This window comes from Halomonas sp. SS10-MC5 (assembly GCF_015992245.1).
GTDB lineage: Bacteria > Pseudomonadota > Gammaproteobacteria > Pseudomonadales > Halomonadaceae > Halomonas > Halomonas sulfidoxydans.
Window position 1 is genome coordinate 3209320 of record NZ_CP065435.1, and the last position, 18502, is coordinate 3227821.

19 protein-coding genes are annotated in these 18502 nt (G+C 67.4%); 5 read left to right on the top strand and 14 right to left on the bottom strand.

Translation table 11 applies throughout. The annotated features are described in order from the left end of the window. Positions 1-111: 111 nt before the first annotated feature. Both cmoA and cmoB read left to right on the top strand, forming a co-directional pair. On the top strand, positions 112-855 hold the full coding sequence (gene cmoA, locus I4484_RS14975; protein ID WP_197448039.1) for a carboxy-S-adenosyl-L-methionine synthase CmoA: 744 nt from the start codon (positions 112-114) through the stop codon (positions 853-855). 1 nt (position 856) lies between these two features. Beyond that, the gene (gene cmoB, locus I4484_RS14980) at positions 857-1849 is read left to right on the top strand and encodes a tRNA 5-methoxyuridine(34)/uridine 5-oxyacetic acid(34) synthase CmoB (protein ID WP_197448040.1); all 993 of its coding nucleotides are present in this window, start codon (positions 857-859) and stop codon (positions 1847-1849) included. Between the two features lie 15 nt (positions 1850-1864). On the opposite strand, the gene cueR is transcribed toward cmoB, so the two are convergent. After that, a complete protein-coding gene (gene cueR / locus I4484_RS14985) occupies positions 1865-2281 on the bottom strand; it encodes a Cu(I)-responsive transcriptional regulator (RefSeq protein WP_197448041.1) in 417 nt (138 codons plus the stop codon). A 128-nt stretch (positions 2282-2409) separates the two neighbouring features. Between cueR and I4484_RS14990 the strand changes: the two genes are divergently transcribed. Both I4484_RS14990 and I4484_RS14995 read left to right on the top strand, forming a co-directional pair. Continuing rightward, on the top strand, positions 2410-2607 hold the full coding sequence (locus I4484_RS14990) for a heavy-metal-associated domain-containing protein (protein WP_197448042.1): 198 nt from the start codon (positions 2410-2412) through the stop codon (positions 2605-2607). A 68-nt stretch (positions 2608-2675) separates the two neighbouring features. Next, a complete protein-coding gene (locus I4484_RS14995; RefSeq protein WP_234283737.1) occupies positions 2676-5237 on the top strand; it encodes a heavy metal translocating P-type ATPase in 2562 nt (853 codons plus the stop codon). A 4-nt stretch (positions 5238-5241) separates the two neighbouring features. Here I4484_RS14995 and I4484_RS15000 read toward each other — a convergent pair whose 3' ends face one another. The 11 genes from I4484_RS15000 to I4484_RS15050 form a co-directional block, all read right to left on the bottom strand. Next, a complete protein-coding gene (locus I4484_RS15000) occupies positions 5242-6498 on the bottom strand; it encodes an MFS transporter (protein ID WP_197448043.1) in 1257 nt (418 codons plus the stop codon). A 235-nt stretch (positions 6499-6733) separates the two neighbouring features. Continuing rightward, entirely contained in the window at positions 6734-8053 is a 1320-nt protein-coding gene (locus I4484_RS15005; RefSeq protein ID WP_197448044.1) for an erythromycin esterase family protein, read from the bottom strand. A gap of 81 nt (positions 8054-8134) precedes the next feature. Next, the gene (locus I4484_RS15010; RefSeq protein WP_197448045.1) at positions 8135-8809 is read right to left on the bottom strand and encodes a zinc metallopeptidase; all 675 of its coding nucleotides are present in this window, start codon (positions 8807-8809) and stop codon (positions 8135-8137) included. Between the two features lie 137 nt (positions 8810-8946). Continuing rightward, on the bottom strand, positions 8947-9435 hold the full coding sequence (locus I4484_RS15015) for a 20S proteasome subunit A/B (protein ID WP_197448046.1): 489 nt from the start codon (positions 9433-9435) through the stop codon (positions 8947-8949). 164 nt (positions 9436-9599) lie between these two features. After that, complete coding sequence (locus I4484_RS15020; RefSeq protein ID WP_197448047.1) at positions 9600-10682, bottom strand: App1 family protein; 1083 nt, start codon at positions 10680-10682, stop codon at positions 9600-9602. Between the two features lie 179 nt (positions 10683-10861). Then, complete coding sequence (cysN, locus tag I4484_RS15025; protein WP_197448048.1) at positions 10862-12301, bottom strand: sulfate adenylyltransferase subunit CysN; 1440 nt, start codon at positions 12299-12301, stop codon at positions 10862-10864. Next, on the bottom strand, positions 12301-13209 hold the full coding sequence (gene cysD / locus I4484_RS15030; RefSeq protein WP_197451066.1) for a sulfate adenylyltransferase subunit CysD: 909 nt from the start codon (positions 13207-13209) through the stop codon (positions 12301-12303). The genes cysN and cysD overlap by 1 nt, the downstream gene beginning before the upstream one ends. Before the next feature lie 182 nt (positions 13210-13391). Further along, the gene (locus I4484_RS15035) at positions 13392-14126 is read right to left on the bottom strand and encodes a phosphodiesterase (protein ID WP_197451067.1); all 735 of its coding nucleotides are present in this window, start codon (positions 14124-14126) and stop codon (positions 13392-13394) included. Continuing rightward, positions 14126-14575, bottom strand: coding sequence for a DUF1249 domain-containing protein (locus tag I4484_RS15040; RefSeq protein WP_197448049.1), 450 nt, complete (start codon positions 14573-14575; stop codon positions 14126-14128). The genes I4484_RS15035 and I4484_RS15040 overlap by 1 nt, the downstream gene beginning before the upstream one ends. A gap of 1 nt (position 14576) precedes the next feature. Further along, positions 14577-15221, bottom strand: coding sequence for an NUDIX domain-containing protein (locus I4484_RS15045; protein ID WP_197448050.1), 645 nt, complete (start codon positions 15219-15221; stop codon positions 14577-14579). A gap of 104 nt (positions 15222-15325) precedes the next feature. Then, positions 15326-15961, bottom strand: coding sequence for a hypothetical protein (locus tag I4484_RS15050; RefSeq protein WP_197448051.1), 636 nt, complete (start codon positions 15959-15961; stop codon positions 15326-15328). A 204-nt stretch (positions 15962-16165) separates the two neighbouring features. On the opposite strand from I4484_RS15050, the gene greB reads away from it, so the two are divergent. Then, positions 16166-16714, top strand: coding sequence for a transcription elongation factor GreB (greB, locus tag I4484_RS15055; protein WP_197448052.1), 549 nt, complete (start codon positions 16166-16168; stop codon positions 16712-16714). Here greB and I4484_RS15060 read toward each other — a convergent pair. Together I4484_RS15060 and I4484_RS15065 are read right to left on the bottom strand one after the other, a co-directional pair. Then, positions 16684-17694 (bottom strand): methyltransferase, encoded by a 1011-nt coding sequence (locus tag I4484_RS15060; protein ID WP_197448053.1) that lies wholly within the window; start codon positions 17692-17694, stop codon positions 16684-16686. The genes greB and I4484_RS15060 overlap by 31 nt on opposite strands. Further along, positions 17691-18500 carry a methyltransferase domain-containing protein gene (locus I4484_RS15065; protein ID WP_197448054.1) on the bottom strand — a complete coding sequence of 270 codons (810 nt, stop codon included), beginning with the start codon at positions 18498-18500 and terminating at the stop codon, positions 17691-17693. The genes I4484_RS15060 and I4484_RS15065 overlap by 4 nt, the downstream gene beginning before the upstream one ends. Between the last annotated feature and the right edge of the window lie 2 nt (positions 18501-18502).

Genomic DNA, 18502 nt, shown 5'->3' on the forward strand with positions numbered 1-18502 from the left:
CGTGGCGATGCACGGCAGCGGCGCTATCTCGCCGCCGCGCGGCGCGCCATCCGTGCAGCCGGCCAGCGGCCGGCGTAGAATATCGGCCTGATCCACGTAACCGGCCTGCTCATGAGTGACGCATCTTATCGCGACGCGATCTTTTCCACACCCCTGGACCGGGTCGCGCGCTTCTCCTTCGACGAACGGGTGGTGGCCTGCTTCCCCGACATGATTCGCCGCTCGGTGCCCGGCTACGGCCAGATACTCGGCATGCTGGGGCTGATCGCCGGTCGCCATCTTCGCCACGGCGCCCATGTCTACGACCTGGGCTGCTCGCTGGGTGCCGCCAGCCTGGCACTGGCCGGCCAGTTGCCGGCGGACGCCTTTCGCCTCACCGCGGTGGACATCTCGCCGGCCATGGTCGCCCGCGCCCGTGAGACCCTCGCCGCCGAGTGTCCCGAGCACGCCATCGAAGTCATCGAGGGCGACATTCGCACCCTCGACTACCGGCCCTCGGGCATGGTGATCCTCAACTTCACCCTGCAGTTCCTGCCACCCGAGGATCGCGAGGCGCTGCTGGTTCGCCTGTTCGAAGCGCTGGAGCCTGGCGGCGTGCTGGTACTTTCCGAAAAAGTGATCGACCCCGACGAGCGCGACAACGCCTGGCGGGTGGAGCGCTACCACGACTTCAAGCGCGCCAACGGCTACAGCGAACTCGAGATCAGCCAGAAGCGCACGGCGCTGGAGAACGTGCTGGTGCCGGACACCCTCGCGGCGCACCATGCGCGCCTGGCCCGGGCCGGCTTCCCGCGCTCGCTGACCTGGTTCCAGTACCTCAACTTCGCCTCGCTGATCGCGTTCAAGGAGGCCTGAGGTGGCGATACCCGCTGATCAGCGACCGCTCTATCGCGCCTTCATCGACCAAGGCCTGGATGCTTGGCTCGCCTGCCTGCCGGAACAGTTGGCCCAAGGGCTCGACCGCAAGCGCTATGGCGACCTGCCGGCCTGGGAGAAGGCGGTGGCCAAGCTGCCCGCCCTGCCCGAGGCACGCGACGTCCAGTTGGATACCGATACGGTGACGGTGGATTGCGCGCTCGACGACAGCCGGCGGCGCCAGTGCGAGAACCTGCTGAGGAAGCTATCGCCGTGGCGCAAGGGCCCCTACCGGCTCGCCGGCATTCACATCGACACCGAATGGCGCTCCGACTGGAAGTGGCGGCGGGTGGCGCCGCACCTCACCGACCTGCGCGGCAGGCGCGTGCTCGACGTGGGCGGCGGCAGCGGCTACCACGCCTGGCGCATGGCCGGCGCGGGGGCCGCCTTCGTGCTGGTGATCGACCCTTCGCCGCGCTTCTACTACCAGTTCCAGGCCCTGCGCCACTTCGTCGGTGACGCCGACGGGGGACGCACCCACTTCCTCCCGGTGGGCATCGAAGACGTGCCCGAGCGGCTCGCCTTCTTCGACACGGTGTTCTCCATGGGCGTGCTCTACCACCGCCCCTCGCCGCTGGAGCACCTGTTGCAGCTCAAGGAGGCTCTGCGCCCAGGCGGCGAGCTGGTGCTCGAGACGCTAGTGGTGGAGGGCGACGAAACCACGGTGCTGCTGCCCGGCGAGCGCTACGCCGCCATGCCCAACGTCTACTTCCTGCCCTCTTCCGCAGCGCTGTGCCAGTGGCTCGAGCGCTGCGGCTTCGTTGACGTACGGGTAGTGGACGAGGCCCCCACCACGCTGGACGAGCAGCGCTCCACCGAGTGGATGACCTTCCAGTCGCTGGCCGACTTCCTCGACCCGGCCGACCCGACGCGCACCCGCGAGGGCTATCCCGCGCCGCGACGGTCAGTGGTGATGGCAACGAGACCAGCGTAGCGAGCAGATGCTGCGTCAGGGAGTCTCGGCTTCCATTTCGAGGCTTTCCGCCGCCAGATCGCCGAGGATCGGACACTCCGGGCGCTCGTCGCCATGGCAGTGCTTCACCAGGTGCTCCAGGGTACGGCGCATGCCCTGCAGCTTCTTGATCTTGCCATCCAGCTCCTCGATGTGCGCCTGGGCGACGGCCTTGACGTCGGCACTGGCCCGATGGCGGTCCTGCCACAGGGCGAGCAGGTTACCCATCTGCTCCACCGAGAAGCCCAGGTCACGGGCCCGGGAGATGAAACGCAGCGCGTGAACGTCCTTCTCGCTGAAGATCCGATACCCCGACTCCGTCCGTTTTGCCGGGGCAATGAGGCCGATACTCTCGTAGTAGCGAATCATCTTTTCCGAGATGCCGGATGCCTTCGACGCTTGACCGATATTCATCGGGTGCCTCCTCTTTCAGGAACTTGGCGCGAGAGATGCCCCGATTGCCGGGAACGCTTGTCAGCGCTTGACCTTACAACAATGGGAAGGTTTATGCTGTCCAGCACACCCACCACGAGGAAGCGCTCATGCCGAAATTCAACGTGCCGGACATGTCATGTAACCACTGCGTCTCGACGATCTCCACCGCCATCGAATCCGTGGACAGCGGGGCCAGCCTGGAATTCGACCTGGCGAATCGCCAAGTCAGCGTGAACAGCAGCGCGCCGGTCGAGGCGATCCAGGCAGCCATCGAAGCGGCCGGCTACCCCAATCAGGTGGCCTAGCGCCATTACCTTCCCATGACTGGAAGGTTTGAGACATAGTAACCCTCATCGCAACGGAGGCACAAGGCATGTCGAGCAACGAGGCCGCCTTGGCGGTTCGTAATGATTCCAGCGGCAGCGAAACGTATTCCGTGGCCATCGAAGGCATGAGCTGCGCCTCCTGCGTCGGCCGGGTCGAGAAGGCGATCCGCGGTGTGCCAGGAGTCGTCGACGCTTCCGTCAACCTGGCCACGCAGCGCGCCCAGGTGGAGTTCGCTTCCGGTCAGACGGATATCGCCGGTGTCGTGCAGGCGGTCAATGCCGCAGGCTATCCCGCCTCAAGCGAGACCATCGAGCTGTCGGTCGAGGGCATGAGTTGTGCCTCCTGCGTCGGCCGCGTGGAGCGCAAGCTCGCCGGCGTGCCCGGGGTACTCGAGGCCAGCGTCAACCTGGCCACGGCGACGGCCACCGTGAAAGTGGTGGCAGGGGCCGTCACCGCGCCGCGTCTGATCGAGGCCGTGAAGGCGGCGGGCTACGACGCCGAGGCCGCCAGCGACGCACCGGATCGCAGTGATCGCGAACGCGAGGCCCGTGAACGGGAGATCGCCGAGCTGAAACGCGCGGTCGCCATCGCCACAGTATTCACGCTGCCACTCTTCGTGCTGGAGATGGGCTCGCACTTCATACCCGGGCTTCATCACTGGCTGCACATGAGCCTGGGCCAGCAGAACCTGTTCTACCTGTTCTTCGTGCTGGCCTCGATCGTACAATTCGGCCCCGGCCTGCGCTTCTACCAGAAGGGCTGGCCCGCCCTGATGCGCGGCGGCCCGGACATGAACTCGCTGGTGATGCTGGGTACTACCGCGGCCTGGGGCTATTCGGTGGTGGCCACCTTCCTGCCCCAGGTGCTGCCGGCCGGCACCGTGAACGTCTACTTCGAGGCCTCGGCGGTGATCATCACGCTGATCCTCGTCGGCCGCTATTTCGAGGCCATCGCCAAGGGCCGCACCAGCGAGGCCATCAAGGCGTTGATGAAGCTCCAGGCCAAGACCGCCCGCGTGGTTCGCGACGGTGAGGAAATGGAGATCGGCATCGACGCGGTGCGCCAGGGCGACATCGTGCTGGTACGCCCCGGCGAGAAGATCCCGGTGGATGGCCTGGTGATCGACGGCAGCTCCTTCGTTGACGAGTCGATGATCACCGGCGAACCCGTACCGGTGCGCAAGGAAGCCGGCGCGGACGTGGTCGGCGGCACTCTCAACAAGGTGGGCAGCTTCAGCTTCCGTGCCACCAAGGTCGGCGCCGACACCCTGCTGGCCCAGATCGTGCGCATGGTCGAGCAGGCCCAGGGCTCGAAGCTGCCGATCCAGGCCATGGTGGATAAGGTCACTACCTACTTCGTCCCGGCGGTGATCGCCGCGGCCCTGGCCACCATTGGCGTCTGGCTGGTCTTCGGCCCCGCCCCCGCGCTGACCTTCGCCCTGGTCAACGGCGTGGCGGTGCTGATCATCGCCTGCCCGTGTGCCATGGGCCTGGCCACCCCCACCTCGATCATGGTGGGCACCGGCAAGGCCGCGAAGATGGGCGTGCTGTTCCGCAAGGGCGAAGCCCTGCAGTCGCTGCGCGACGCCAAGGTGATCGCGCTGGACAAGACCGGCACCCTGACCAAGGGCCGGCCCGAGCTCACCGACCTGGTCGTGGCCAAGGATTTCGACGAGGCCGATACCCTGCGCCTGGTGGCCTCCGTCGAGCGTCAGTCGGAGCACCCCATCGCCGAGGCGATCGCCAGCGCGGCCAAGGCCCGCGGGCTGGAGCCCGGTGCCATCCAGGGCTTCGAGGCCATTCCCGGTTTCGGCGTCACGGCCCGGGTCGATGGGCGCCGGGTGGACGTCGGTGCCGACCGCTACATGCGCCAGTTGGGCCTGGACGTGGAGACCTTCGCCGAGAGCGCACACCGGCTCGCTGACGAGGGCAAGTCACCGCTGTATGCCGCCATCGATGGCCGCCTGGCCGCGATCATCGCCGTCGCCGACCCGATCAAGGAGTCCACGCCGGCCGCCATCCGCGCGCTGCACGCCGAGGGCCTGCAGGTCGCGATGATCACCGGCGACAACCGGCGCACCGCCGATGCCATCGCCCGCCGCCTCGGCATCGACAAGGTGGTGGCCGAGGTCCTGCCCGACGGCAAGGTGGATGCGGTGAAGCAACTGCAGGCCGAAGGCGGCCTGGTGGCCTTCGTCGGCGACGGCATCAACGATGCCCCGGCGCTGGCCCAGGCCGACGTGGGGATCGCCATCGGCACCGGCACCGATATCGCCATCGAATCCGCCGAGGTGGTGCTGATGTCCGGCGACCTGCGCAACGTGCCCAATGCCATCGCGCTGTCCCGGGCCACCATCCGCAACATCAAGCAGAACCTGTTCTGGGCCTTCGCCTACAACACCGTGCTGATCCCGGTGGCCGCCGGCGCGCTGTTTCCCGCCTTCGGGATCCTGCTCTCGCCGATCTTCGCCGCCGTGGCCATGGCCGCCTCGAGCATCTGCGTGCTTACCAACGCGCTGCGCCTCAAGGGCTTCCAGCCGCCGATCGCGCTCGATGCGGATGAGGCCACAGCGCCGGAGGTGGAGGTCGCTAGCCGGGCGGGCGCGTGAGGCATCACGGCGCGTCCTGGGTGGCCAACGGCTCCTCGACGGCTCGCCTGGTCGCCCAGGCGAAGCCGAGCAGCCCCACGATCGGGCCGGGGACGAGCAGCCAGGCGGCGTGCAGCCCCACGCGCTCGAACAGCGTCGTCGTGGCGGCAATGGAGACCACGGTAATGGCAAAGCCGATGGAATTCTGAATCGCCAATGCGGCACCGACCAGCTCGCGCGGGCAGGCCTGAGCCGAGAGGGCGGAGAATTGCGGCGAGTCCGCGATGACGGTCGCCCCCCATACCAGCAGCAGCAGGCCCAGCGCGACGGCCGGCAGCGCCTGCCAGAACAGCGCGAACACCAGGGCACAGACGCCCGAGGAGGCCAGGGCGCCCAGCGCCACCCTGGCGCTGCCGATGCGCTGCGACAGCCACCCGCCGACGATGCAGCCCAGCGCCCCGACCCCGATGATGGTAAATGCCATCCCGGAGACTCCCACCGCGCCGTACCGGCTGGCCAGCACCGTCTGCGATACCAGCAGCGGCACCACCGTCCAGAAGGCGTACAGCTCCCACATGTGGCCGAAGTAGCCCAGCGCGGCCGCGCGGAAGCGATGGATCCGGAACGCGTCCAGCACCGTGGGCCTCTGCCCTGTCTCGGTGCCCGAGGATGCCTTGCGTTGGCGGGCATCCGGCAGGTGAGGTCCGTCGCCCAGCCAGCGGATCATCACCGCCCCGAGCAGGGCAAGCCCGGACGAGGCAAGAATGATCATCTGCCAGGGAAGCTCGGCCCCTACCTCCCGCAGCCCGTGGGGCAGCGCCGTACCCAGCGTCAGCATGGCCACCAGCTGTGCCAGCGCCTGGCCGGTACGCTCCGGCGCCCAGCTGACGATCAGCTTCATGCCTACCGGATAGATGCCCGCCAACGACAGCCCGACCAGGAAACGCAACACCAGGGCACTGGCCAACCCCTCCGACAGCAGGGCGAAACCGGCGTTGAACAGGGCGCCGGCCAGCGCACAGCAGACGAAGATCCGGCTGGCGCGATAGCGATCCGCCAGACCGCCGAGGGCCATCGTCAGCGTGCCGAGGATGAAGCCGACCTGCACCGCGCTGGTCAGCCAGCCGATATCGGCGGCGCTGACGTGCCAGGTGCGCATCAGGTCGTCCGCCGCGCTGTTGGCGCTGAACCACAGCGAGGTACCGAACAGCTGGGCGATGGCGATCGTCGCCACGGGCCACGTATCGCTTCGGGTGCTCTCCTCGACGTTGCCTGACGTCATTGTGGTTCTCCGGGTCGCTCGAGCCAGGCACCGACACGACCCGGCGATGGTCAAGGCACCGCCGGTGCGATCCCAGGGGCACGCAGCCCGGATCCCCGGCAAGCCTCGAGACGGAAGCCTGCGCAGCGACTACCGCTCAGTCCAGCTTCATTGGCCGCTACGCCGTGCCGTCAATGCTGGCAGAATCCCGACCTCCCGTACATCAGCAGAATTCGATGGTAACCGCCGCCAGGCCCTAGACCCCGAACGGATAGGTATCCGGTGCCTCCTCCGGGTGCCACTGCTCGCCCCTGTCGAACGGCTCCACGGCGCGGGTCTCGTCGACATGGAAAACGGCGTCGAACTGCCGGGCCATTGATGCCTTGAAGTAGTGGCTGATGCGCTCCGACTCGGGGCGGTAGATCACGCCGATGGCGCGCTCCCACAGCGGCTCCTTCAGGGGCGCCGCACCCTCGCCCAGCGGCAGGTAGAAGTCGCCGCGGCCGCTGTCGTGGAACAGCCGCTCGACGCTGCCCTCCATCGAGGGCCGCACCTTGCGATGCTCCACCGGGCCGTCCCAGTCGCGGGCCGCCGAGACGAAGCCGCTATGGGTGGTAAAGCCCACCAATAGCGCCTGATCGGTACCGAAGCGATGGCGCACCAGCTGGCCGACATTGTGCTGGCCGCGATGCCAGCCCATGTCGGTGAACGCGGCATCGCCCAGGTGGGAGTTGTGCGCCCACACCACCAGCTTGCCCTGCCCGCCCTGGCGGCGCAGGTGTTCGCGCAGCTCGGCGATGGTATCGGTCATGTGCTCGTCGCGCAGGTTCCAGGTATCCACCCGCGAGCCGAACATGGCCCGATAGTAGTGTTCCGCATTGACCACCACGCGGGCGTTCTGCTCGGCGAAGAACTGCTCGTCGCGAGAGCGTCGGCCGTCCCCATGCAGGTAGTTGCCGGCCTTCTCGAGCAGGTCGGCGAGCAGGCGCACGGCGGCATCCTCGCAGATGCGGCTGAGGCCGAAGGCGGCATCGTGACCGTAGCGCACCGGGTCGCCACCGTGGTCGAGGCAGCCGTAGCCCTCGCGGGCGATGCGCGCCTGCTCCGGGTCGATGCCCTCGAGGTACTCGATCACTGCCTCCGCCGAGCGGTGCAGGCTGTAGACGTCGAGGCCGTGGAAACCCACCTGCTCATCGGCATGCTTGCCGGCATTGTGCTCCGCGAGCCAGCCGATGAAGTCGCGCACGTCGGTGTTGCGCCACATCCACTGCGGAAACCGCTGGAAATCGTCGAAGGCGCTCTTGAGCGTGTCATCACCTTCGCCGCGGACGTAGCGATTGAGGCGCAACGCATCGGGCCAGTCGGCCTCGACGATCACCGCCTCGAAGCCCTTCTCGCGGATCAGGCGCCGAGTGATCTCGGCGCGCATACGGTAGAACTCGGCGGTGCCGTGGGAGGCCTCGCCGAGCAGCACCAGTGAACGCTCACCCACCTCGTCGAGCAGGCGGTCGTAGTCGCTGCTCCGTCCGGCGAGCGGCATGGCATGGTCGCGAACGTAGTCCTGGGGAGTCGTCATCTCGCACCTCCTCCATGAAGGCCCATGGTTACTCCCTGAACTCTAGAAACCCCTTCCGCTTGCACTCAAGGTCTGGTGGGGTCAGCGACGCAGGATCACCAGCCAGCGCCCCAGGTTCAGGATGCTCGCCAGCGAGGCGGCCACGTAGGTGAAGGCGCAGGCGGTCAGCACGTGGCGGGCGCCGGGCATGTCGTAGGGCGGCACGTACTCGCGCAGCAGCGGCAGGGCGCGATTGAAGCTGGCGTCGAACTCCACCGGCAGGGTCACCAGATGCACCACCGCCGCGGTGCCGAAGCTGATTACCGCCGCCACGATCACGATGGCCAGCCCCCCGGGCAGGCGGGTCAGGATGAACAGGAAAGGGGCAGCCATCATCAGCAGCGCGCCGATCTTCTCGGCCCGCTGCGCCACGCCGACCATGCGCGCCCGAGCGATCAGCGGGGCGTACCCCTCGTGGTGCTGGATGGCATGGCCCACCTCATGGGCGGCCACGGTCACTGCCGTCAGCGAGCGTCCCTCGTAGTGCTCGCGGGAGAGTCGCACCCGGCGCGCCTCCGGGTCGTAATGGTCGCCCTGGTCGGTCATCTCCACCTTGACCCCCTCGATGCCCAGGCGACGCAGCAGATGATCGGCCAGTTCGGCACCGGTACCGGGATAATCGTCGCGCCCACGGGAGTGCCGCGACAGCACCCACTTGGCCCACACGTTGGGCAGCACGAAGATGGCCAGCAGAAAGACGATCAGCAGCACGATCATGGCGTTCGGGGTCTCTTTGGGCGTCTTGACGTTGGACGTAGCGTACCCGGTTCGGGTTCATGCTGTCGCGCTGCGCCCGACGCACCAACGACGCAGCCCCGGCCAGTTGGCCGGGGCTGCGCGGGGTCTAGCCGATATCAGGTCGTCGCGGGTTCCGGCTTTGCCTCGACATCCCGCATCATCGTCGCGAAGGGTACGCCGGCCCGGGTCGCGGGCGTGACGGACTGCACCTCACCGCCGCTGTCATGGTCGCGGGTCTTGGCATATTCCACCGCCTCGACGGCGCTCTTGCCGTGGTCGATGGCAGCCAGCGCCCACTTCCAGCCGGTGCCGTAGGCGACGGGGCCGTTGACCGGAATCCGCACCAGCTTGTTGAACATCTCGAAGACGCCGTCGGGCCCGGCAATGATCATCTCGACCCTCGTCACGTGCGGCTTGTCGTTACGTGGCGCCCCGGCATTGAGCCACTCCATGACCTCCCACCACTCCTGCTGCTCGCCGGCGAAGGCGACCCACTCGCCGTTGTCGAGCTGGAACAGCTTCTGCGCATGGTTGTAGGTCGAGCCGTTAACACTGATCAGCGAATCCGTCGCCAGCGTGGTCCCATCCCATACGATCGTGGTCATGCGAGTACCTCTTCTGAAACGTGCCGAGCCTCAACGAGAAATTAACGAAGCCCTGGCGTCAGGCGCAGGGTAGAAGCGAAAAACGCAAGAAATCGACACACAGAATAACGAATTTGTAACCCGCCAAAGCGATGGACTAGCGCCGGAGCCGGCCTCAGCTCGAGCTATGCATGCGACGCCCGGCGCACCCGCTCGAGCCCCTCCTCGGCGATCAGCCCTTGGGTGAAGGCGTGCTCGGCCATGGCAAGACTGTCTTCGGCCAGCACCAGGTCGCAGCCGGTATGGCGAATCTCCTCGCGCAGCGCATCGATGGCGCGCTCGCGCTCGGGCCGGCGCTCCACCCGCCGGATGTAGACCGCCCGGATCCGCTCGGGATATTCGTGCACGATGCGCGCATAGACCTCGGGGTCATGCTGGCCGCTGTCGCCGACCAGTACACAGGGCAGCTCGTCGCGCATCGACAGCATGTGCTGGATCAGGTCGTACTTGTGATCCTCGGCACGCCGCGGCCACGGCTTGCGCCAGGAGATGCCCCACTCGCGCAGGAACAGGATGGGCCCCACGGGGATGCGGTTGAGCTGGAAGAACTCCTCGAGCATCTCGTAGATGCTCCAAGGCCCGCGCGAGACGTAGAGAATCGGCCGCTTGGCCTGGCCGCTGCCACCGACGTGCAGCGCCTGGTAGAAGTCGGCTACGCCGGGAAAGGCCATGCGCTGGTGCGCCCGCTTGACGAACAGCCGGTGCAGCATGCGCAGCTTGTTGGCCACGCCGGTGTACATCACCGTGTCGTCGATGTCGCTGATGATCAGCAGGTCGGCCTCGGCCGGGGGGATGTAGACCTCGGCGAACGACTGTACCGGCTCGATGTCCGGCAGCACCACGTGCAGTTCGGCGTGATGCCAGGCGCTGTCCTGCGGCAGGGCGTGCGCGAGCGGCATGTGCACGTCGAAGTAGCCGTCGCGGTCGGTGGTCACGGTGGTGACGTTCTGCCCCAGGGTCACCTCGACGGTGACCGCAGGGAGCCCATGGCGGAAGAGGCGCCGCACGATGTCGGCCAGGTCGCGCAGAACGCCATAGCGCGGAATCAGCTCGCCCAGCGCGGCCTGGCGGAACACCCGCCCCATGAGGAAGGCCTCGTGGCGGGAGCCGTAGCCGCGGTAGGGGTGCACGACGTAGCCACCACGCCCGCGGTCACGCTTCATCGGGCGGGCGGCAATGCGCAGCAAGCGCCTGACGAAGCCCGTCATTCACCCTCCGGCGAGGCGCCAGCTGGCGGGAAGCCACTCGAACGGTACGCTACCGGCCGATCCTGGCAGTACGGCATGTCTCCTCCCTGACACTCGACAGGGCCCGGCAAGCGCCGAGCCCTGTCCCTAGTGTGGAGGATAATGCCGCCAGTTCAACCGTCTATGGTCGGTCTGGCCGATCAGCGCAGCAGATCGCGAACGTCCTTCGCTTCCCAATGCGGGAAATGCTTGCGAATCAGCGCATTGAGTTCCAGTTCGAAGGTCGGCCAGTCGACCTCGCGGCGCGGTTGCCCTGCCGCCTCGGCAGCGCCGCGCACCATGCCCGCCCCCACGGTGACGTTGGAGAGCCGGTCGATGACGATGAAACTCCCGGTGCCGGGGCTCTGGTCGTAAGCGTCGAGCGGTACCTCGGCGGTCAATTCGACCCGGCAGCGGGCGATGGCGTTCAGCTCCAGGCGCTCGGCCTCGTGCCGCTCCAGGGTGTTGACGTCGACCTGGTGGTGAATCGCACTCACGCGCCCGGCCACCGAGCGTCCGGCCAGGCGGATGTCATACTGCCGACCGGGCGCCAAGGGCTGTTCGTGCATCCACACGATGTCGGCATCGAAGGCGTTGGTCAGGGTGACCTCGGCATCCTCGGCGACGATCCAGTCGCCACGGGAGATATCGATCTCGTCCTCGAGGGTCACGGTGACGGCCTGCCCCGGCCACGCCGCCTCCAGGTCGCCATCGAAAGTGACGACCCGTTCGATGCGACTGGTCTTGCCCGAGGGCAGCGCCTTGATCGCCAGGCCCGGGCGCAGCACACCGGCCTCCAGCGTGCCGGCATAGCCGCGGAAGTCGAGGTTGGGCCGGTTGACGTACTGCACCGGGAAGCGCAGGTCGACCAGGTTGCGGTCGCGGCTCACCTCCACGGACTCCAGCAGTTCCAGCAGCGCCGGTCCCGCTTCGCCGTCGATCTGGTACCAGGGCGTGCGGTCGCTGCGGTTGACCACGTTGTCGCCCTCCAGCGCCGACATCGGCACGAAATGCAGGTCCTTGACCGAGAGTTGCTCGGCGAAGCGCCGGTAGTCGGCGACGATCTCGTCGAAGCGCGCCTCGTCGAAGCCCACCAGGTCCATCTTGTTCACCGCGATGACCAGGTGCTTGATGCCCAGCAGATCGGCAATGAAGCTGTGACGCCGGGTCTGGGTCTGCACGCCGTAGCGGGCGTCGATCAGGATGATCGCCAGGTTGGCGGTGGAGGCCCCGGTGGCCATGTTGCGGGTGTACTGCTCGTGCCCCGGCGTATCGGCGATGATGAACTTGCGCTTGTCGGTGGAGAAGAAGCGGTAAGCCACGTCGATGGTGATGCCCTGCTCGCGCTCCGACTGCAGGCCATCGACCAGCAGCGCCAGGTCCACGGCATCGCCGGTGGTGCCGCTCTTCTTGGAGTCGCGGGTCAACGCCGCCAGGTGATCGTCGAAGATCATCTTGGAGTCGTGCAGCAGCCGGCCGATCAGGGTCGACTTGCCGTCGTCGACGCTGCCGCAGGTGATGAAGCGCAGCAGGTCCTTGTTCTCGTGCTCGTGCAGGTACTGCTCGATGTTGTCGGCGATCAGTGTCGATTGGTGTGCCATCAGAAGTACCCCTCGCGCTTCTTCTTCTCCATCGAGCCCGCCTGGTCGTGGTCGATGGCCCGGCCGCTGCGCTCGCTGGTGCGGGTCAGCAGCATCTCCTGGATGATCTCGGGCAGGGTGTCGGCCCTGGACTCCACCGCGCCGGTCAGCGGGTAGCAGCCCAGGGTGCGGAAGCGCACCCACTTCTCCTCGGGCACCTCGCCGGGGGCGAGCGGCATCCGCTCGTCGTCGACCATGACCAGCATGCCGTCGCGCTCCACCACCGGGCGCGGGGCGGCGTAGTAGAGCGGCACGATGGGAATCTGCTCGAGGTAGATGTACTGCCAGATGTCCAGCTCGGTCCAGTTGGAGAGCGGGAAGGCGCGGATCGACTCGCCCTTGTTGACCCGGGCGTTGTAGAGGTTCCACAGCTCGGGACGCTGGCTCTTGGGGTCCCAGCGGTGGAACTTGTCACGGAACGAGAACACCCGCTCCTTGGCGCGGCTGGCCTCCTCGTCGCGACGCGCGCCGCCGAAGGCGGCATCGAAGCCGTACTTGTCCAGCGCCTGCTTGAGCGCCTGGGTCTTCATCACGTCGGTATAGCCGCTGGAGCCGTGATCGAAGGGGTTGATGCCCGCGGCGCGCCCCTCCTCGTTGATGTGCTCGATCAGCTCCATGCCCACCTCGCCGGCCATGCGGTCGCGGAAGGCGATCATCTCGCGGAACTTCCAGGTGGTGTTGATGTGCATCAGCGGGAACGGCGGCGGCCCGGGGTAGAAGGCCTTGCGCGCCAAATGCAGCATCACCGAGGAGTCCTTGCCGATGGAGTAGAGCATCACCGGGTTACGGAACTCGGCGGCCACCTCGCGGATGATATGGATCGATTCGGCTTCGAGCTGCTGGAGATGGGTCAGCCGGCGCGGCGACAGGGAGGCCGGCGAGTCGGAAGCCGGGGGCGCCGGCTTGTGCTCGGGAGCTTTGAGACTGGTCATCGGCCCGGATACCTCGCATGACGATGGGCATTAGAATCATGCGCACAGGGTAACGCCGGGCTAATAATAACGTAAAAGAATGATTGCCTATCTTTTTAGATCAAAAACGAATCGAAGCATCAAAGATCGATGCGCTCGATCCAGGTCAACCACTCGTCGCTGCGCAGGTCGACGATCCGAAAGCCCGGGCGCGACGCCTCATCGATGGCGAAGCCGTCGGAGCCAGCCAGGAACTGATCGGTGGTCGAAGGGCAGCCGTAGACCATGACCTCGCCACGCTCCAGCCGCTGGCGGCCGGCGAAGGCCTGGTGGATGTGACCGCAGAGAATGGCCTTGACCTGCGTGAACGGCGCCAGCGCCTGCCACAGGGCGTCACGATCCTTGAGCCCGATCTCGTCGAGCCAGGCCGAGCCCACCGGAAGCGGCGGATGATGCATGACCAGCAGCGTGGGGCGCTCGTCCTGGCTCAGGCGCTCGACCAGCGCCTCGATCCGCTCCGCGCCCAGTTCGCCATGGGCATGCCCCTTGACCCAGGTATCGGCGACCAACAGCCGCCAGTCGCCCAGGTCGATGTCGTCGTGGATGGCCTTGATGTCCCGCATCAGATCCTGCTGGTCGTGGTTGCCGCCCAGCCAGAACCAGGGGCACTCCAGCCTCGAGAGCACCCGATGGGCATGCTGGTAGGAGGCTGCCGTCTCGTCCTGACTGACATCGCCGCTGACAATGACCGCGTCGGGGCGTTCGGCGCGCACCGCCGCCACCACCGACTCGAGCTGGCGCAGAGGGAAGCCGGCCCGCGAGCGGGCATCGGGGTCGGCATGCAGGTGGCAGTCGCTGAGCTGGACCAGCCGCATCATCCCGGCAGTTCCGTCACGTTGGTAGGGTGGCCGTGCTCCAGGCCATGGGCCAGCCACTCCCCCAGGAAACGGTTGAGCTGCAGCTTCTCGTCGGGCTGGAACATGCGCACGTTGGGATAGCGGTAGCGCCCGTTGAAGTGACGCTCGCGCTGGAAGTCCGTGACCTCGGCCATGCGCACGTCATGGTACAGGTGCACACGCATGCAGGGCGGCTCGATGACCGCATCCATCAGGCCGCTCTGGCTCACGCGGGCGATGGTGGTATAGGGCGCCCGCTCCAGCACCGACAGCCACAGGGTACCGAATCGGCCACGCCCACCGGTCAGCTCGAGCTCACGCGTCTCGCCCGCCCCCAGATCGCCCAGCAGCCGAACCAGGCGCAGGTAGTTGGCGCTGCATTCCCCCTGCAGGCCCTTCAGATCGGTGACATAGGCGGTTCTCGCCACGCTACCCCCTTGCTCGTAGAGATGCTCGTTCAGCCGCCAACCAGTAGAAGGCGATCAGACACATGGCATTGTCGAGTCGCCCAGCCTGCAAGAGTTCCCAGGCCTGATGAAACGGTAACACGTGAACGCGGATGTCCTCATGCTCTTCGTCCAGGCCATGCACGCCGCCCAGCCCGTCACAGTCGACCAGCGCGCAGAACAGCGTCACTCGCTCCGAGCAGGCGCCCGGGCTCGGATAGTAGGTATGCAGTTCGACCAGGTCAATGACCTCGCAGCCGGCTTCCTCCATGGCTTCCCGCCGGGCCACCTCGGCCGCGCTCTCACCCTCCTCGACCAGGCCGGCGACGATCTCGAGCTTCCACGGCGACTCGGGGTCGTCCAGCGCCCCGGCACGGATCTGCTCGACCAGCACCACGCAGTCGCGCTCCACGTCGTAGAGCAGCACGCCGACGGCATCATGCCGAACGTGCACCTCGCGCACCACCGTACCACTCCAGCCGCCCTCGAACAGGCGGTGGCGCAGGTGCACCTCGTCCAGGCGGAAGAACCCCTGATGCAGGCAGCGACGCTCGTTCAGCTCGACATCGGTACCGCTGAAGCTGGGCAGGCGGGCGGCGTCCCGGCCGCTATCGTGATTATCGGTCATGCAAACCTCCGAGTCTGCGATGGCGACCATTATCGTGACCGGAGCCGAATCTGCCAACCGCCGCCTGCCGAACCCGCACGCCCCGGGCGCGCGGGAACGTCGCCTCAGAGCCGGGACAGCAGCGCCCTGGCCTCCTCGCGCAGTGCCTCGTCCGAGGCCTGGCGATCCTCGCGCGCGGTACCGTCGACGGCACGCTGGGCGTGCTCGCGCGCCTCACCGCGGCGCCCCTCGTCCTCGAGGAAGGCAGCATAGTAGTAGTTGACGTCGATACCCTCGGGGCGGATCTCCAGCGCGCGCTGGAACATGCGCTCGGCGGTGTCACTGTCGCCAAAGCCAATGGGGAAACCCGGCGCACGGTCGTATAACGCGCCCAGGGTCACGTAGGCCGAGCCGTTGCCTCCCTGCGGGTCGAGCTCGATGGCGCGCTCCAGGGCATCGCGCGCCGAGCGGGCGCTGCCCAGCGCCCCCAGGCCGCTGCGCTCGCGCGCATACGACGCCTCGATGATGCCGTACCAGATCAGCGGCTGGGCCTCGCCGGCATTGGCCTCGGTCAGCTGCTCGGCTTCGCTGGCCAGCGACTTGAGCGCGCTGCGACGCTGCCCCTCGGCCTGCTGCGTGTTGATCCGCTCCCAGCGCTGCTTGAGCGCCTCCACCTCGTTCTCCCAGGCCAGGGCGCCGGAAAAGGGCGCAAGCAGCAGACCTGCCCCCAGGGCGGCGGCGAGAAACTGACGTCGTGGCATGTCCAGACTCCTTCCTTCATTCGCTTGTTATTGGCTGATGACTTCTTGACGGTGGCGCGCGGCACCACTTCCGGCAATGTAACGAACGTTTGAATGATTCGCCAGTCCGTTCACCGCCTCGGTGCTGGCCCACCGGGGGTCAATGGCGTATGTTGCCCTTTCGCCGCATGAACCTACTCGCCGCAAGAATGCAGGAGCGACGCCATGAAGGGCCGTAACATGACGCGCTGGCGCGACCCCGCCAAGGACCCGCGCCAGGAACCCAGGAGCAACCTGATCACTGCCGAGGGGGCCGAGCGCCTGCGCGGTATTCTCGATCACCTTTCCCGGGTCAAGCGCCCCGCCCTCTCGGCCAAGGTGGGCGAAGCCGCGGCGCTGGGCGACCGCAGCGAGAACGCCGACTACACCTACAACAAGAAGGAACTCAACCGGGTCATCGCCCGCATCCGCTACCTGACCAAGCGGCTCGACGAGCTGCAGGTGGTGGATCGCCTGCCGACGGATACCGGCAGGGTCTATTTCGGCGCCTTCGTCACGCTCGAGGACGAGGAAGGCGAGGAGATGCGCATCCGCATCGTCGGCCACGACGAGACCGACACCGCCAAGCGCTGGATCAGCGTCGACGCCCCGCTGGCCAAGGCACTGCTGGGCAAGGCGCTGGACGACGAGGTCACGGTCAAGGCGCCGGCGGGCGATACGACCTACCTGATCACGGAGATCGCCTATCGGGATCCTGCCACGCGGGCCCGATAAACCCGAAACCGCCGATCGTCGGCCAGGACATCGAACCCACCGAAGGCGCTCTCGAGCAGGTCCGGATAGGGCAGGAAGGCGTTGGCCACCATCAGCAGCGTCCCACCCGGCAGCAGATGCGCGGGCGCCTCGCGGATCAGGCGCCCGGCCGGGCCGTAGTCGATGCTGCGCTCCTGATGAAACGGCGGGTTGCTGACGATGGCGGCGAAGCGGCGCCCATCGAGCGCCGAGTAGACGTCGCTGGACAGCGCCCGCCCTTCGAGCCCATTGGCCGCCAGGGTGCGCCGGGTGGCTTCCACCGCGAAGGCGTTGACGTCGACCGCCGTGACCCGGTGACCGCGGCGCGCCAGCCAGGCGGCGAGGATGCCATCGCCGCAGCCCATGTCGAGCACGTCCTGCGCCTTGTCAGGCCCCGGCAGTTCCGCTTCGAGCCGCTCGAGCAGCAGCCGGGTGCCCTCATCCAGCTTGCCGTGACCGAACACGCCGGGATGGCTGACGAGCGTCAGCCCCTCGGCTTCGAAGGTGGTCCAGGCGGCATCCGGGTCGATGCCGACTTTGCCGAGGCGCGTCTCGAACAGGATGCAGCGCCGCGCGCTGTCGAGCTTGCGACAGCCCAGCCCCAATGCCGCCAGCACCTTGAGCACGCGCTTGATGCCGCCCTGGTTCTCGCCCACCAGCTGCAGCGGCGTTCCGGCCGGCAGAGTAGCGCACAGCCACAACAGCCACCATTCGCCCAGGGCATGGGTCTTGGGCCAGAACAGCACCGCCCCGGGCGGCGCGCCGACGACATCGCCGGCGAACGGCGAGGAGGCCGGGCGGCCGCGACCCTGCCAGGCCTGCAGCACGCCATGGTCGGCGCTCAGGACGCTGCCCTGCCCCGCCTCGAGCCAGGCATCGCGCGGCGGCGCCACCCACAGCCAGCCGCGATAGTCGGCCTGCTGGCGTTCCAGCAGTTGGCAGACCGGCGTTTCGGCACTCATCGAACGTTCTCCTCGGTCGGCAGATCGCCTTCCTTCACCAGCGTATAGAGCAGGTAGCGGCCCAGTCGCCAGAGCGGCTCGACCTGGCAGTAGCGCCGCTCCAATGCCACCAGCCGCTGCCAGTCGTCCTCGCTGGCCGGCGGGTGACGCAGGTAATCGTGGAACACACGGATGCCCGCCACAGCGCGAATCGACAGCCCGCATTCGCGGCTCCAGGCGACGATCCGGTCATGGCTCAACGGGGAGATGGGGGTCAACCGCTGGCGCTTGCCGGTGCCCTCGAGGCGATCGTCCAGCGCCTTCTGCAGGTTGCCCTTGACCACGTTGGAGAAACGCAACGCATCGCGATTGAACACCATCAGCGACAGCTGACCGCCCGGAGCGAGCCCATCCGCCAGAGTGGCGAGAGCCGCACGCGGGTCGCTGAGCCACTCCAGCACGGCGTGGCAGGCGATCAGCGGCCAGGGGCCGGGCGTGCGCTCCGGCAACGCCTGCAGCGGCGCCCGCATGAAGCTCACCGGCAGCCCCTCGAGCGACTGGCGCGCCTGTTCGAGCATGTCGCCGGCCGGCTCCAGCAGGGTGACCGGGTGGCCGCGCCGGGCGAACCAGGCGGAGAGTTGCCCCAGCCCACCCCCCACGTCCAGCAGCGGCTGGCCATCGAGTTCGAGCATCTCGGGCAGCAACGCATCGAGCATGGCCAGGCGCAGCGCACCGCGCGGCCCACCGTAAAGGCTGCCGGCGAACTTCTCGACCAGGCCGTCGAAGTGACGGTCACCGGCAGGCGAAAGCGGAGTGGAATCGGTCATGG

Bases quoted from the DNA above. Each gene is read 5' to 3' on its own strand.
- cmoA (WP_197448039.1), top strand. From the start codon at position 112: ATGAGTGACGCATCTTATCGCGACGCGATCTTTTCCACACCCCTGGAC.
- cueR (WP_197448041.1), bottom strand. From the start codon at position 2,281: ATGAATATCGGTCAAGCGTCGAAGGCATCCGGCATCTCGGAAAAGATG.
- I4484_RS14990 (WP_197448042.1), top strand. From the start codon at position 2,410: ATGCCGAAATTCAACGTGCCGGACATGTCATGTAACCACTGCGTCTCG.
- I4484_RS14995 (WP_234283737.1), top strand. From the start codon at position 2,676: ATGTCGAGCAACGAGGCCGCCTTGGCGGTTCGTAATGATTCCAGCGGC.
- I4484_RS15000 (WP_197448043.1), bottom strand. From the start codon at position 6,498: ATGACGTCAGGCAACGTCGAGGAGAGCACCCGAAGCGATACGTGGCCC.
- I4484_RS15005 (WP_197448044.1), bottom strand. From the start codon at position 8,053: ATGACGACTCCCCAGGACTACGTTCGCGACCATGCCATGCCGCTCGCC.
- I4484_RS15010 (WP_197448045.1), bottom strand. From the start codon at position 8,809: ATGATCGTGCTGCTGATCGTCTTTCTGCTGGCCATCTTCGTGCTGCCC.
- I4484_RS15015 (WP_197448046.1), bottom strand. From the start codon at position 9,435: ATGACCACGATCGTATGGGATGGGACCACGCTGGCGACGGATTCGCTG.
- I4484_RS15020 (WP_197448047.1), bottom strand. From the start codon at position 10,682: ATGACGGGCTTCGTCAGGCGCTTGCTGCGCATTGCCGCCCGCCCGATG.
- cysN (WP_197448048.1), bottom strand. From the start codon at position 12,301: ATGGCACACCAATCGACACTGATCGCCGACAACATCGAGCAGTACCTG.
- I4484_RS15035 (WP_197451067.1), bottom strand. From the start codon at position 14,126: ATGCGGCTGGTCCAGCTCAGCGACTGCCACCTGCATGCCGACCCCGAT.
- I4484_RS15045 (WP_197448050.1), bottom strand. From the start codon at position 15,221: ATGACCGATAATCACGATAGCGGCCGGGACGCCGCCCGCCTGCCCAGC.
- I4484_RS15050 (WP_197448051.1), bottom strand. From the start codon at position 15,961: ATGCCACGACGTCAGTTTCTCGCCGCCGCCCTGGGGGCAGGTCTGCTG.
- greB (WP_197448052.1), top strand. From the start codon at position 16,166: ATGAAGGGCCGTAACATGACGCGCTGGCGCGACCCCGCCAAGGACCCG.
- I4484_RS15060 (WP_197448053.1), bottom strand. From the start codon at position 17,694: ATGAGTGCCGAAACGCCGGTCTGCCAACTGCTGGAACGCCAGCAGGCC.
- I4484_RS15065 (WP_197448054.1), bottom strand. From the start codon at position 18,500: ATGACCGATTCCACTCCGCTTTCGCCTGCCGGTGACCGTCACTTCGAC.